Annotated in this window: 12 protein-coding genes; 4 read left to right on the forward strand and 8 right to left on the reverse strand. The window is 38.3% G+C overall.

Annotated elements, in window-relative coordinates:
* The first annotated feature begins 12 nt into the window (after positions 1–12).
* From ACGHAV_RS11240 to ACGHAV_RS11255, 4 genes are all read left to right on the forward strand, one after another.
* Positions 13–960, forward strand: coding sequence for a hypothetical protein (locus ACGHAV_RS11240; protein WP_390380436.1), 948 nt, complete (start codon positions 13–15; stop codon positions 958–960).
* 14 nt (positions 961–974) lie between these two features.
* Entirely contained in the window at positions 975–1751 is a 777-nt protein-coding gene (locus tag ACGHAV_RS11245) for a hypothetical protein (protein WP_390380439.1), read from the forward strand.
* Between the two features lie 28 nt (positions 1752–1779).
* Positions 1780–2772 (forward strand): glycosyltransferase, encoded by a 993-nt coding sequence (locus ACGHAV_RS11250; protein ID WP_390380441.1) that lies wholly within the window; start codon positions 1780–1782, stop codon positions 2770–2772.
* 213 nt (positions 2773–2985) lie between these two features.
* Positions 2986–4062 (forward strand): acyltransferase family protein, encoded by a 1077-nt coding sequence (locus ACGHAV_RS11255; protein WP_390380444.1) that lies wholly within the window; start codon positions 2986–2988, stop codon positions 4060–4062.
* A 329-nt stretch (positions 4063–4391) separates the two neighbouring features.
* Here ACGHAV_RS11255 and ACGHAV_RS11260 read toward each other — a convergent pair whose 3' ends face one another.
* The 8 genes from ACGHAV_RS11260 to ACGHAV_RS11295 form a co-directional block, all read right to left on the reverse strand.
* Positions 4392–5282 (reverse strand): hypothetical protein, encoded by an 891-nt coding sequence (locus tag ACGHAV_RS11260; protein WP_390380447.1) that lies wholly within the window; start codon positions 5280–5282, stop codon positions 4392–4394.
* Positions 5283–5302: 20 nt separating this feature from the next.
* Positions 5303–6793 (reverse strand): oligosaccharide flippase family protein, encoded by a 1491-nt coding sequence (locus tag ACGHAV_RS11265; protein WP_390380450.1) that lies wholly within the window; start codon positions 6791–6793, stop codon positions 5303–5305.
* The gene (locus ACGHAV_RS11270) at positions 6786–9053 is read right to left on the reverse strand and encodes a heparinase II/III family protein (protein WP_390380453.1); all 2268 of its coding nucleotides are present in this window, start codon (positions 9051–9053) and stop codon (positions 6786–6788) included. Before ACGHAV_RS11270 ends, ACGHAV_RS11265 begins: the two co-directional genes overlap by 8 nt.
* Before the next feature lies 1 nt (position 9054).
* Positions 9055–10110, reverse strand: a complete 1056-nt coding sequence (locus ACGHAV_RS11275; protein ID WP_390380457.1) for an acyltransferase family protein — start codon at positions 10108–10110, stop codon at positions 9055–9057.
* A complete protein-coding gene (locus ACGHAV_RS11280; RefSeq protein WP_390380460.1) occupies positions 10097–11368 on the reverse strand; it encodes a putative O-glycosylation ligase, exosortase A system-associated in 1272 nt (423 codons plus the stop codon). The genes ACGHAV_RS11275 and ACGHAV_RS11280 overlap by 14 nt, the downstream gene beginning before the upstream one ends.
* Positions 11369–11470: 102 nt before the next feature.
* Positions 11471–12820 carry a phenylacetate--CoA ligase family protein gene (locus ACGHAV_RS11285; RefSeq protein ID WP_390380462.1) on the reverse strand — a complete coding sequence of 450 codons (1350 nt, stop codon included), beginning with the start codon at positions 12818–12820 and terminating at the stop codon, positions 11471–11473.
* 3 nt (positions 12821–12823) lie between these two features.
* Complete coding sequence (locus tag ACGHAV_RS11290) at positions 12824–14029, reverse strand: glycosyltransferase (RefSeq protein ID WP_390380465.1); 1206 nt, start codon at positions 14027–14029, stop codon at positions 12824–12826.
* The gene (locus tag ACGHAV_RS11295; protein ID WP_390380468.1) at positions 14019–15233 is read right to left on the reverse strand and encodes a TIGR04063 family PEP-CTERM/XrtA system glycosyltransferase; all 1215 of its coding nucleotides are present in this window, start codon (positions 15231–15233) and stop codon (positions 14019–14021) included. Before ACGHAV_RS11295 ends, ACGHAV_RS11290 begins: the two co-directional genes overlap by 11 nt.
* Positions 15234–15247: the final 14 nt, after the last annotated feature.

Consider the following 15247-nt stretch of genomic DNA (forward strand, 5'->3'; position numbering starts at 1 on the left):
AAGGATTCTGTGTTGACTAAGCTTTCAATAGTTGTGCATACAGAAGAGGAATTTGATTGGAATGGTGGATTTTATCGCCGAAACAATCAAGTCACTCACGGGAAAGAGCTGACTGAATTTTGCAAAAAGCTTATTCAAGCAGGCGGAAAAGTTGTATTTGCTATGGATTATGCCTTTGTAAGCTCAGAAGAAGGCAAGGACGTGATCGCCTATTTTCAGCAGCACTTTCCAGAGGATGTTGAGTTTGCAACGCATTTACACCCGTGGGTAAACCCACCATTTGAAGACACCGAGCCAGTTCCCGAAAAACATTCATATCCAGGCAACCTGCCCTACTCATTAGAATATGACAAGCTCAAATGCTTAACCGAATTAATCGAAAAAACCGTTGGCAAGCGCCCGAGCACCTATCTGGCTGGACGCTATGGTGTGGGTGAAAATAGCTACGAAATAATGGCTAAACTCGGCTATACACATGATGTCAGTATTTCAGCCTTCGCTGATTTTACGCATCAAGAGGGGCCTGACTTTAGCCAGTACACAAATCATGTTGTCGAAAAACATGGAATTAAGTGCATTCCTCATAGCACGGGTTATATAAGTTGGTTCAAACCGTTTTCCAATTATCTAAATCAAAATCCAAATAACTTGGCCGGATTAAACCAAAACGTTTTAGGGAAAGTGTTTTTGCGGCTGTTAGGTGTTGAGAAAGTGAGGCTTTCGGCCGAAGGATTTAATTTAAAACAAATGAAAATGCTAGCTGAGTCTTTGCGAGCCACGCACTCAAAACATCTAATATTTTCGTTTCATTCCGCGAGCGTCAAGCTTGGTTGTACACCTTACAATGCAAGCCCTGATGAACACAGACGATTTCTAAACGACTCTATTGAATTCATAACGATGTTTAACAACTTTATGAACCAAGATAATCAAACACAAAGCGCTTTGATAAGCAGTTAATTAGACAAGTATTTATGAAAGTACACAAAGCGATAAAGCAACTACTAAAAACTCCATCAATAGTACGCCCATACAGGCATATATTTCTATTAAGCCACATGCGTGCTAACACAAGTTTGTTTGGCCATATTCTCGGTGAGCACCCCGATGTGAATGGCTATTATGAAATGCATATTGGCTATTATTCATGGAAAAGTAAATTGAGGCAGAAGTTGTTATATGTGCAAGATCACGAATTAAAACCACGAAGCAAATTCTTTTTCGATAAAATCCTGCATACTGGACACCATGTTTCAAGCGATATTTTAAATCAAAAAGATGTTGTTCCTATTTTTAGCCTAAGGGCTCCAGAACAAACTATCCCGAGCATTGTAAAACTATTTGAAAACAAGCCAAATCATGAATGCCATACGAAAGATGGTGCGATAAGATACTATCAAGAGCGCTTAGCTGAACTTTCTAGCCTATGCATGCAAGTTGACAATTTCATATATCTAGACGCTGACGCTATCAGACAAAACACAAAAAATACACTTGAATCGCTAACAAAAGCACTTGAGTTTAAAAGCCCTTTAACGGAGAGCTTTAAACCAAAAAAATTAACCGGAATTGGAACGAGTGGTGATCTATCAGGAAACCTATTATCGGGTAAGGTACGCACTACAATTTCAAAATATGACAACATTACACTTTCTGAAAAAGAAAGCACTGCATTAAGTAACACTTATAACAAAACAAGAGACTTAATGATAAAAAATGCACACCAAGTCATAAAAAGCCAGAAAACTTAGTCATTGCAATACTATGAAGGATATAACGTTGGCCACATCAACCCCCTTTTTTACAGTCATCATCCCAACTCGTAACAGACCTGAATTATTTACATTGGCCTTAGAGTCTGTATTGGCTCAAACATTTAAAGATAAAGAGATAATAGTTATTAACGATGGAAGTGAACCTGAACTTTTGGTTCATTATCGTGAATTAGAAGCTAAATATTGTGATGACAGGATTAAGTTTAGATACCAAATCTCGAGACCTTGGGGGCACGGCCAAAGCTACTCAATGAATACAGGGGCACTTGTGGGTAGCGGTAAGTATTTGGCCTTCTTGGATGACGATGATTATTGGACAGATTCTGAGCACCTTAATAAAGCATATGAGGAAATAATAAAGGCGGGTGATGATGTTGATGCATACTATACTAACCAACGGGCATTCTTTAGTGACGGAACTTTAAAAGAAGAAAACGTTTGGATTGAAGACTTAAGGTGTAAACTAAAAAACAGTTCTTTGGAAACCTGTGAGGTAGATGCATCCTTTCTATTATCAAGTAATGGATTTGCACATCTAAACTGCACGATTATTAAAAGGCAATTATACCTTGATATGAAAGGCATGGATGAAGGTATAAGATATGACTGTGACAGAGATCTTTATATCAGAACTTTAGACAAGGCAAAGAAAATGCTATTTTGCCCAAGATTTGTGTCAAAGCATCACATACCCGACAAAAGCAAAAAGGGTAATATGTCCACAGTAATATCTTCGTTCGAAAAATACCTTTACCAAATTTCTGTTTATGAAAAGGCACTGCTACTTTGTGTAAAACCAGAAGTAAAAGCGCACTCTCGAATTGCTCTTTCAAATATTTTCAAGCATATTTCCGACATCTATTCCTCTGAGAAGCAATATAATTTAGCCAGAGTTTATGCACAAAAGGCTTTGGCTTTAAACCCAACATTGAAATGGTGGTGTTTTACAAATTATATGGCGGTTAAATTGTTATTCGATTTACTTTTAAAAAGATGAATACAGCGAAACTTGTTGCTTATAGTCGAAGGCTAATATTTAAACTCCAGAAGAATATAGATGCAGACAACAACACCGGCGTAATGAAACCTGACGCTTACTAGAGAAGTTATTATTTCTAAGCAGAGTTTTTGAGTTATAGGTGGGTGGATTGTTAAACAATAAATGGAATAAATACGCTAGCTAACGCCAGCATATCGAGAAGATATTAATATGAAAGCCGAAAACAAGGAAAAACACCACATTAATGGTTTTGATTCACTACGAGGTTTAATGGCGTTGTGGGTTGCAGCTGCACATACTTTTATGACGTTTGATATGAATGTGCCTAGTTCGATTAAGAGCGTTTTAAATGTCGCGTTTGCGGTCGATGTTTTTATTATATTAAGTGGTTTTGTAATATTCTTATTGCTAGATACTCAAAGAGAAAAATATGTTCCTTTTATTGTTCGTCGTGCGTTTCGATTATTTCCTGTTTACCTTATTGCTCTCTTTATATCGGCCTTTACCATTGAATGGCAAATAGAAGTATGGAAATCCATTGAAAGCTCAGGTCGTTACTTTAGCGGTAGACTCAACACGCTTGAAGAAACATACAATAATTTCTGGCCACATCTTTCAGCGCACCTTTTTCTTCTTCAAGGGCTGTTTAGTGAAACGCTGAAATATAGTGATTACACTTTCCTTGAACCGGCTTGGAGTTTATCACTTGAATGGCAATTTTATCTCGTCGCGCCATTGTTATTCTACAGTTATACAAATACTAAAAAGCAAATTTGGCTTGTACTATTTGCTATAACAATGGCGGCTACCTACGGTTTTTTCGATGCTGGTTATTTATCTAATAACTTACATTTTTTTATCGTTGGTATGGCTTCATATTACATGTTTAAACACAGGGATACTCCATTACAAAAAGCGCTACCACTTGTAATCCTCTGTATAGCTATTACTCTCAGAAGCGTGCCCTTGACTATATGGTTCGCGACTTTTTATGGTCTCATTGGAAGCAGCTGGTTTTGCAACATTACGCAAAGAGTATTGAATGTTCCAGCTTTAGTTTATCTAGGAAAAATTTCTTATCCGATATATGTTATCCACACACTTTGCATATACCCAATGTATGTTTTGATGGATGTTGTATTGACAGCGCCGTCATCGATATTCGCAACTATAGCAGGTACCCTGGTACTCACCATTAGTCTCAGTGCAGTTATACACCATTGGATAGAAATTCCACTGATAAAACACGGCAAAGCATTATCTAAGTCATTAGGGAAGTGGACATGAGCATTACAACCATGTTCGGCCACATAGCTCACTAAATTACCTGCCGCCTGTTGAGTACGCGAAACAGGCAGCATTATATGAAAAATCTCATCGAAAGAGTGGCGCTAGTTCAGGGGAAAGGTCAAAATGAGGGAGTTCACGGGCGCAAATTAGTAACGCATTTGAGTGATAATCGATTTATCTCAACCAGTTAGCCACTAAAACTTTTAGACTCTAAGATATTTCAGCTCGGTTCTTTTGATACTAACTAAAGAACCCAGCCAGTAATTGTCCAATTAGCGCTCACATAAAAATGTTGTCGTGCGTTCTTCCTTTCTTTCGTGTAGGCGTTAATCAGATCCCTGTAAAATTTTGATCACTTGTTTTGATAATCTAAGGTAAGATGAGTCTTTGAACCTATTTGTGCCAATGAAATGAACTAAATTCATCGAGGCAATCTTCTCATTCGACGAAGGCATTCCAAAATTTTGATAATAAGGCCAAGGTAAAATCTTAGAACCGTCACATTTGGAAATTAAGCACATTGTAGTAGTCTGCTCACTCCCCCATTTAAACCAATCCTCACCAACATATTTCTGAATGCTTTCTGAGAGCTCGACGATAGTGTTTACATCTGCAAAGTTTTTTGGATAACCCGCAAACCCCGCACATCCACGCAGATACTTCGTTCCATCTTCGAAAAAACGTAAGTGTTTAAAGTTTTTCTCAGCACGGGCTTGAACGTGATTTGAGTTCCATTGGCTTACAATACCATCTAAAAACTCTACATCTACGGCCCCATTCCAACGTTTACTTCCGGTTAGAAAGCCAGTGTTATTCTGAACGTGATTATGGACATCTACGAGCGGACCTAGACTCAGTGTATCTGAATCAAGTTGTATAACGTAGGAAAACTTAGCAAGTTCCTGGGCTTTAAATAATCTCTTCCAAGACACATAAGAAGGGCAGTTGTGTGTATTTATATTATCTGCATTGGAAATATTAATCTCGGGAACGTGTTCTGCGAGAATGTTGATGTCGCTTTTCGTGAGCGTTCCATCATTTACCACTTCAATACTTCCATACCCAAATTGTCTCATAAACGACTTTATTGCTAATAGATACATATCGACTGTATCACTGCTAACCATAGAGAGAATGCTTACGTCTCTACTTTTACGATAACGAATTGGTGGAGTATTTCTAACCTGTCTTGCAACCCTTGCAAATTTTAACTTCATATATTTTTCGTATATCACAATCAATCCTTAAATAATGGTTTAATTTGCAACCGTTTTTTAAAGTAACGAGTTATTACGAAACTCGCAGTACTCAATATCCATTCGGCCGAGGGGGATTTTTTCCTCAACATTATCGATAGGAAAAAAAATGCTAAACTGTATATAAAGGCACCACTTGTAATCTTAATAATCAACATCAAAAGATCATTTAAGATGAATTCAATCTGTGCCACTACACTTCCCATAACAAGCGCGCTTACAGTGGGAATAGCTAACGTATCGACCACCCTTTTTAATTCAATATTTATAAAGTATTTGGCGAAGAGCAAAATGCAAGTAAAGCTAAAAAAGGCAATAAAAAAACGGAAATAGCTGAAGTCGTTCAACGTATCAAAATGAATGAAAATGGCGCCAACAGAAAGCACTACTATACACACGATATCAACAAAACCCGATACAAACCCCTTTTTATTGAAATCGTATAAGTTATTCATTAATGGTTGTAACGTAAACGGAAGCATTAATACACTGAGATATTTAATTATCTCGCCAGCATCGTTCCATTTATCACCCAATAATACTGATGCGATTAGGTCTGCCGTTACATTAACTCCTACGACTGAAGGCACAATGAAAAAATATAGCACACTCATAAATTTATAAGTTTGTTCATATTTATCTTTTAAGCTTTCATTGTTCGAAAGTAAGCCAAACAGCGGCTTTGCAGTTGGACTAACAATCTCGGTTTGCGGGAGAATCGCAAATTCTTGAGAGACGGTATACTTCCCTACTTCGGCAGAAGTAAACAGCTTACCTATTATGAAGACATCAATCTTAGCGCGCAGATAACCGGCTATGTTTCTAAACATAAGGTGAAAGGAAAACGTAAATAATCCCTGAGGATAAGAAAAATTCAATTTCACTTTATGATTAGAACAATGGTAGCTCAAGACAAAAAGTGCAAAATAATTCGCAAGATAACCATAAACAAGTGCCTCAAAAGATTTGAATATAAAGGCTGAAGTCAAACATACCGCTGTTGAAAAGATCTTGGCTTTTAACGCCAGAACTTCCAACGGCTTATAATCTAACTCTATTTCATATTTGATGATGCCTATATTTTGAAGTAACAAGAAAACCTGTGCCAAGCATAAGAGTGCAAGCAAGTCTTTTAACTTAGGGTGTCCAAAATAATCAGCCAGAAATGGCGAGAGAATGAATATAACTGCTATCATGCTGCCATGGAGCAGGATGCTGATTGTCCACGCAGCATTCAAAGTTTCAGCATCAGTGCACTGATTTATTATTATATAGCGCTTTACTCCAACTTCTGAGAAAACGAAAAACATTCCCATAACAGCAGTACCAAGCGCATACAAACCAAAATCGCTGGGATCGAGTAACCTAACTAAAATTAAGGTCGAGATAAGACCAATGCTTCTTAAAAGCAACTTTCCTAACAAACTCCATAAATAAGCACGGCCAAACGCTGTTTTAGCAGACTTATTCATCGTTTCTACTTATCCCGTAATTCGTCTTATCAACAAATGAAAATCTTGCTGATGCAACTTTTCTTTCATTAACCAAAATAGCGGCCTCGTAGTTCTCGTTGGGTTCTAGTTTCACTTGAGTACCATTACTTAAAGTTATCACTGTCAACAACTCAAAATTTTTATTAGCCTGTTGGGACGTTTCTATTCGCCAACCCACTCTGTCGAACCACCTCTCCTCGTCGTACCCTTCATGAAACGTTTGGCCGTCGTATATTGTATAATCGCTATCAAGTTCTACATAGTTTCTGTATCGCTTACCCCCTAGCAACCTTGTCGAAATGCGTTTTGGAGAATAAACCAAAATACTATTACCGCCATTCACTTTAACATCTACCAAATTGCTTTCTCCATACTCGATAATTCCATCAAGCTCATTACCTTTTGCTACTGTACCGTTTAGATTGCTAATTATCGGCTTTTCTGGGAAATATAACCGAGTTCCAGACTCCAAAGCACTTACTGTGGTAATTATACTGTCGTAGATGAGAAGCACCTGCTCTTTTCCAAGGTAATAAAATTGTCTCTTTACGCGCTTGGCCTTTGCTTTACTTCCGTTATCTGAGCCTTTTACGCTGTTATACGCACTGGTTATATCCAACCAAATATTTACATCACCGTTTGCCTTAAAATCAGAATCTATTAGTTCCGCCATCGCTAAGTTTTTGTGTTCTAATTCATGGCTCCAGTTATCAAAACTTGTAATACTACTGTGGGTCGCCAATGGGATTCTCTGTCCACCATCCATCGAATTTAGCTGATAGTGTTTAGTAGGCTGAAAAACATCGTCCTGACTGTTAATAAAGATCGTATTTTTGGATATAGATCTGTTCGAGAAATACTTTCGGTTTTCGGAAAAAATATTTTTATAACGGCTTGCATTGACAATGAGAGGCTTACCATTACTGTGAATAGTAAATGCGCCGGCATCAAAATGTTGATGATGTGTCAAACGGTCGGAAGCTCTTATCTGGATAAGTGCATCGTCATTTTTCCAGCCACTACGAATAACAATATGATTACTGATACCTTTACCGAAAATAGCTGTCGGTATCAAAAAAGGGGCAAGTTCTTCTAACGTAACTTCCTCATTTTTCTTGTAATCTGTCTCCACTGCTTCATTTGATATTAGTAAAGGTAAATACCATTTATAAGCTCTGTAGTAATTGAAGTTCCCAAAGCGTTGCCTTAGTAAATCAGCGTATTTTCCAATAACTAGGTTATCGGTACTAAGTGCTATTAGGTCTATTATTCTTGAAGTTTCATCTCTCAAATCGACTCTTGGTCCTTCATCACCCCAACCAGCTATAGTCCAATCTGGCCGTGTGTTGTAGATGTGCCATAAACCGATCCTCTCAAGAAGTGCTTCAGCGCGTACGTCCAGAAGCAACTCATTAGGTTCTAAAGACTTTAAAGCCGAGACCGCCAAAGTAATCTGAAAGCCGCGAGAGTTAGCCCAATAATTATATCCTTCTGGCCATATTTCAACGGCCTCCAACGCTTCAAAAAAATCATAGAAATGGCCAAACGCCCTATTTATGTTTTCTTGATTTCTTTTTTCATCAGAATCAAGTTGTGTTGCAAGCAGCCAAGCATTAGAAGCCAACACGCTGCGACCATGAAACAGAGAAGCACTATCACCGTCCAAAACAAAAAGATAAGACTCTAACATTTGGTGCAGCTTCTCATCTATCATTGCTTGAGTTGAAAGTGGTATTTCCAAACCACTACCTCTTAGCACGTCAAGCACGACGACAAACTCTAACACATTCCCGTAAAAGCCAACTTCTCTTGGTGGCACAAATTCGTAAAGTGTTAGTTCTCTCAGAAGCTCTTCTATTTCAAGCTCATCCAATAAATAACAATAAAGCAATCCATGGATATTCTTTCGAGCACAATCTGGTGTGTAGCTTTTGCTGTCCTCTAGGGCACTTAGATTATTTTTCAAGTACTCAGAATACGTCAAACCAGCATTTTTGTCTGAGGGTAGTATTCTTGGGAATGTGTCTTTGTGCCGCAAAGCAATTACTGGTTCAGTATACTTTTTTTTATAATCAAGTAATCTTTTACCCTCTTCAACTAAACCCAGTTTTGTCGCGCTTTTGTTAATCACTTCAAAAAAAGTCAAGTGATACGTTTTCATGACGACCACGCTTCCGGACAAAAACAGAACAGTAAATAAAACTATCAAAATAAAGAAAATACGTAGTGCTATGCTCATGTCATCTCTTGAGTTTTTCAAACAACTTTACACCACGAACTTCAACGTAGTTATACATGAAATGAGACATAATTAGCGTCAACACAATATAAAGTATGAGCCACCATATAGGCGTATATTCTGTCTCCAATATCAACTTCAAGACATCTTTTATTAAATAATGACAAAGGTAAATTGAATAACTAACTATGCCCAACCAATTAAGAAATGCGCCTATGTTCACTTCGCTATCCTTTTCGAACTTTACAAAGCCCAATATTGAAAAGAAAATTAATAGTGGAAGATAGTAATAGTCTGGCAAGCCAATAAAAATTACCATTACTAAAGTTGACCAGCAAAAAGCCAAAGTTTTCCAATTTATATTATCAATGAAGCCAGATTGATATAGTTTAAATATAACGATCCCTAATATAAATTCCGCAACGCACCGAAATATCCCTAATGTGGCTATATTACTCCCTATACTTCCGGAGCCATACTTGTCGAAGATCAATAGAAGGATTACCAAAGAGCTTACTAACGCAGCACCCACTGTCCAACCTCTATTTAACCTGGACATACAAAATATCAATATAGGAAAACAAAGGTACGCGAAAAGCTCTGCGCTGATAGACCAAGCAGGCACATTCCATGGAAGAGTATCAACAATCCCCCAATTATTAATTAGCAATAACGAATAAACATAACCCTCAATCGCAAAGCGACCTTCGAAAAAAAATTGTTTATCAAAAACAAAATACAAAATCGGGATAATTAAATAGAGAATTAGTACTACCAAGTGAAGAGGATAAATTCTAAAAATTCGCTTTATGATAAAAAACACGAAGCTTTTGAAAAGTATGTTTTCCGAAAACACCTTACTGTAACTTAACGATATCACAAAACCGCTCAGTACGAAGAAAAAGTCAACTGCTACATAGCCAAGGCTTATTACGTCAACCACGTGTGGCGAGATATGAAGAGATAGTCTATCTCTTACATGATATAGAACGACCCATAATGCAGCTACTCCTCTGGCAGCAGTTAAAAGACGAAATTCTTTTTTATTTCTCAGCATCGCTATCTCTGTCAATTATTTTGAGGTGGACAACTGTAAGTGCAACTAGCTGGAAAATTATGGGCTTATAACCGATACCTACAAAGGCTCCCCCTATACAAAAAATCACAATAGCTGACTTCATACAGCTTCCTAAATCACGAGACCACTCACCCAGCCTATCATTTTTCTCTATTTTTCTATTTTGATTATAGGCCCAAAAAATTAGCCCTAGATAGATTATTAAGCCACCATAGCCTTGTTCACCCAATAACTCAAAATAGATACTGTGAAATGCTTTTACGGTAAACGAAAAATTTTCGTTATAATTTATCAATTGCCCCCTGTTAGCCAAAAAGCTTTGGAAGCCTCCACCAAAAAAAGGGCGTTCTTTGACATAATCAATCGTCCACTGCCATACCACAACTCTTCCCATTGCGGAGCTTTCATCAGTAACCTCCGTGAGAGTATTCATCCTATTTTTCCAGTCCGCTGGTGCAAATGCTTGGAAACATAAAACTGCAAACAAAAATACTACAATTCCTTGTATGAAGAATTTTTTATTTAAAGAACGATATCCAATGTATCCAGCCAAAGTAACCAACCCAGTTCTGGCAGTAGTCCCAATATTTGCGGCTACGCAAGACAGTATAGCTGCGTTCCAAACCCAGTTCTTACCTCTTAAAAAATGCATAAGAGTTATATGTTTTTTAAAAAACATAAGAAAAGGAATTACAAGAACTGAGAACGCCGCCAACGTTGAGCTTTCAGCCATCCCCATATTACCAACGCCAGTTATTAGTACTCGGCCATAACCGCCGCCGCCAAAAAGCGTCTTTATACCCGCGGTTAACATGAAAAAGCTGAGTGAAAAAACCAATACTAATAAAACAGATTCCAGCTGTTTTTTAGTTTTAATCGCAAACATTGTTAACGTAGCCATCAAAACTGTTTTGATCGCTGTATCCCACTTGACCCATGCAACTGCTTGAAATTGAGCCATATCGGTCGATATGGTGATCCAAATCATGAATAAGACAAGAAGAAAAACAGGAATTCCTCTTGTCGGTTTACTAATTTTTCCCGCCCCAATAACTAGGCTAAAAAAACACAATCCAGCCATGATCATTGAAATAGGCCTTCCATGAAGAAAGCCGAATACAATAGTTTGGGGTACTAGAGTGTCTACCCAAATATAACCAGCAAATGCTATATATGGGCGAGTAAGTCCATAGACAAAAAACGTCAAAATAACTGCAAGTATAAAAAAATCACTCATCTCGGTTTCTGTCTTTTATTTTGCTATTTTCAGATTTTACTACTTGATAGACAACGTAAATAATACTTAAGTGAGATACAAGTAGAGCAAACTTATCTATCATCAGGAGGCAACCTTACTCACTACGTACCTATATTTTCCCGAGGCTTCGGCGGCAATACTATCCACAATAGTTATATCAATAGTAACGTTGCTTCCAAGTCTAGCCTTGAATGCAGCAACTATATTTTCCTCAACCGAATCAGTATAGGTTGACGTCGGCACAATAAGCACAGATGTCTTAGCGGTCGACTCCTGCACTATTTTAAAACTATCCACACTATCGATTTCTCGTAGGATATAAATAAGCGAGAGACCATGTATTTGAGTCCCATTACTGGCCACAACAAAATCAGTTGTTCTTCCCTCAACTTGCTCAAGAACGGGTAACCCTCTTCCACAGTCACATAAGTCGTTACTCAGTCGACCAATATCACCAGTCTTGTATCTTATGAAAGGAAAATCCCCTGTAGCCATGTGTGTTACTACTATCTCTCCACTCTCGCCAGGCTCGCAATTCGTACCGTCATTACGCACAACCTCGACAATAATATCTTCGGCAGAAATATGCATCTTCCCAGAGGGGCACTCGTGAGCGATAAACCCCGCATCGCGTCCGCCGTACCCATTGGCAACAGGTGCATTGAAAATCCGCTCTATTAGTTCTCTTTGATAGTCATATAATCTTTCAGAGGTCACGAAAATAACTTTTATACCTATTTGCGACATGTCGATTTTATTTTTTTCAGCTTCTTTTGCTAACACATAATAGACGGACGGATAGCCAAACAACATTTTAGGTTTAAAGCGTTTAATTTTTTTCAAAAATAAAATCTTGTTTTTAACGCTCAAGTCGAAAGCTGGGATAAGCTTTGTCCTGAATATGAAATCCCTCATGCTCTTCAACCTATCTTGCTTGGTGAGTTCTATTGGAGAGCCCCAAGCCACAATTTCCCTGTCACCGATATCAACACCCCACCATCTTGTGGCGCGCCATTTTTCAGCAACATCATGACTTACGCGTTCATTACCCAATAAAAATTTGAGAGGCGTTCCACTAGATCCCCCCGTAGTAAAAACCTTTGAACTACCCGCATTTTTTGACTTAATACCGTCAAAATTATTTCTTATCAACCTCTTATCAAGAAAAGGCAATTTTTCAAGATCGGAAATCTGAGTGATATCATCCGGAGTGAGCCCTAACTCTTTGAACAGCTCTGCATAATAAGGCACATTTTCGTAACAATAGCTCAAAAAGGATTTCAGCCTATTTTCACGCTCCGCTGATAATTCAACCAAGGGCTTCCATTGACTCTTTTCTAAATTTTTTCTTATTTCAAATGACTGATGACCTTTCAACATTTCATGTAAAGGAAACAAAACATTTGCACAGAAATATGTGTAAAGACTCATTATCTACAATCCTACAAGCCGACTAAATAGTGTGTGGAGCTTGGTTACTCTTACATTCCAATGGTTCGACTCAGCATATTGTCTGAGTATACCCCCATCCCACTTTTTGGTTAATGATGACAAAAGTGAATTGAGTAAAGCTTTTGAGTTGCCAAAGGGAATTATATAACCCAAGTCGCTCTTTGTTATGACCTCCCTGTTCCCACCTACATCAGTAGCGATAACAGGAGTACAACACGCTAATGATTCCAGAAGAACGTTTGCCCACCCTTCATTTGCCGTAGGCAAAACAAATAAGTCTGCCGCTGAAATATACATGCTTAACTTTTCAGGAGGTTGGGCCCCAAAAAATATTACATTCTCTGTAACATTCAGTTCTTCACATTGATTTATCAAGAAATTTTCAATATTTCCCTCGAGGGATGGGCCACCAACAACTAAATATCGAATATCAGGATATTTTTTCTTAAGATCGGGCAAGCATTCTATAACTCGATGAAAACCTTTTCTAAATACTAGCCCGCCAACAGTAATAAGCACTGGTGAAAGGGGGTTTATACCTAACTCTTCTTTTGCTCGCCGCTTATCTAAGGGCATGAACTTCTCAGTATCGATACCGTTGCCAATAACGGTAACATGCTCATCTTCAACACCATGCTCAAGCGCCACATCTTTTAGGCTCTGCGAAACTGCTACCACATGTGAAGCTTTAGCCCATGCTTTTTGTAATAATGGCAATTTTCTAGGATCTTTCGAATGTGGGACCTCAGTTCCACGCATAGTGATAGTAGATGGAATACCTACCTCGTTGGCTAGCGTGGTGGCAGCTAATCCATCCGGATAAGTAAAGTGCGAATCTATTATGTTAATTTTTTTTTGCTTAACTAACTTTTTTACCAACCTTCTTACAGACCAAGCCATAAAAGTGGCATCTTTCGACCTAAAGAAAAAAGGAAACGACAAAAAACGAGGAAAATACACTTCCACCCCATCTTGAACTTCCATTACAGCTGGCATTGGTCGATATCCCTTGAAAAAAAAGCGGATAATTCCTTGCCCAGGAAACCAAGGTACAGGGGATACTACTGTAATTTGCGCGTGCTCACGCATCCTGAACATTCGCTCTCGCACAAACAAACCAGCTGTTTTACGAACTTCACTAGGAAATAAAGAACTGAAAACTAATATATTAAGTGGTTTATGAGCCATTTTTTACCAACTCGTCGTACAGGGGAAGATAGTGAGAGACCGAAACCTTCCAATTACGCTCATTTTTCACAAAATCAAAGCCGTTATTCAATATCTGCTGAATTTGAGATTGTGAGATTTCAATTATTTTAGCTGCAAGAGCCTCTACGTTATCAGCTTCAAATAAGTATCCAGTTTTACCATTCTCAATAAGCTCTTTGTGTCCACCTACATCAGACGCCAATACGAGTTTGTGTTGAGCCATTGCTTCCAACGGCTTTAAAGGGGTTACTAGCTCCGTAAGCCGCATAGATTTTCTTGGGAATGCCAATAAGTCGATCATATCGTAAAACAAAGCGACACTTTCGTGGGGTACACGCCCCGTAAAGGTTACTTTGTCTTGAAGATTCAATTGCTCAACTTGCTTTTTTAAGTTCGCATCTTGTGGACCACCACCAACGAGTAAAAGGTGCACATTGGGTTTAGTTTGTACTACAATCGACATGGCTTCCAATAATAGGTCCAACCCCTCATATGCGTAGAACGAGCCCACAAAACCCAGTACATACTTTCCGTTTAGGCCGTACTTTTCTCTAAGCTTATTAACTTCGTTAGCACTTACTTCTTTTTCAGTAAACTTTTCAACCTCAACAGCATTCGGTATTTCTGTTAATTTTGCTTTAGCAACACCACGCTTAATTAAATCTTGTTGCAAGCCTTTGCATATAGTCGTGACTGCTGATGCATGCTTTACTACATAGTTTTCAAGTGCCCTAGTTAGCTTATATCGAAAATCGCCTTCGCGACAGGTTCCATGATCGACGGCTGCATCTTCCCAAAAAGCACGAATTTCATAAACTACAGGAATTTTTTTATCTTTAGCAACTTGAATAGCAGCCAATCCATTTAACGCAGGGGAATGGGCATGTATTACATCAGGCCTTTCTATTTCAATTACCTCGGCAATTTTTTTACGAAGAGATGAAATAACTGCTAACTGGTCTACTCCAGGAAAAACGCTGAATAACCCCGTAGGCTGATTACTCCTGTAAAATCTTAAATCATCCACCGTTTCAACAACGTTCTCGCATTCCCCCTGCTTTGGACTGGTAATGTGACAGGTTTCTATACCAAGAGCACGCTGCTGACGAAGAATAGCTCTACTTCGAAACGTATAACCACTGTGAAGTGGTATGGAATGGTCAAAGACATGTAAAACTTTCACTAAATCGTCCTTTT

It is taken from the genome of Alteromonas sp. MTD1, from assembly GCF_042848195.1.
GTDB lineage: Bacteria > Pseudomonadota > Gammaproteobacteria > Enterobacterales > Alteromonadaceae > Alteromonas.

Coding starts and splice junctions, on each gene's coding strand:
- ACGHAV_RS11245 (WP_390380439.1), top strand. CDS start 975: ATGAAAGTACACAAAGCGATAAAGCAACTACTAAAAACTCCATCAATA.
- ACGHAV_RS11255 (WP_390380444.1), top strand. CDS start 2,986: ATGAAAGCCGAAAACAAGGAAAAACACCACATTAATGGTTTTGATTCA.
- ACGHAV_RS11260 (WP_390380447.1), bottom strand. CDS start 5,282: ATGAAGTTAAAATTTGCAAGGGTTGCAAGACAGGTTAGAAATACTCCA.
- ACGHAV_RS11265 (WP_390380450.1), bottom strand. CDS start 6,793: ATGAATAAGTCTGCTAAAACAGCGTTTGGCCGTGCTTATTTATGGAGT.
- ACGHAV_RS11270 (WP_390380453.1), bottom strand. CDS start 9,053: ATGAGCATAGCACTACGTATTTTCTTTATTTTGATAGTTTTATTTACT.
- ACGHAV_RS11275 (WP_390380457.1), bottom strand. CDS start 10,110: ATGCTGAGAAATAAAAAAGAATTTCGTCTTTTAACTGCTGCCAGAGGA.
- ACGHAV_RS11280 (WP_390380460.1), bottom strand. CDS start 11,368: ATGAGTGATTTTTTTATACTTGCAGTTATTTTGACGTTTTTTGTCTAT.
- ACGHAV_RS11285 (WP_390380462.1), bottom strand. CDS start 12,820: ATGAGTCTTTACACATATTTCTGTGCAAATGTTTTGTTTCCTTTACAT.
- ACGHAV_RS11290 (WP_390380465.1), bottom strand. CDS start 14,029: ATGGCTCATAAACCACTTAATATATTAGTTTTCAGTTCTTTATTTCCT.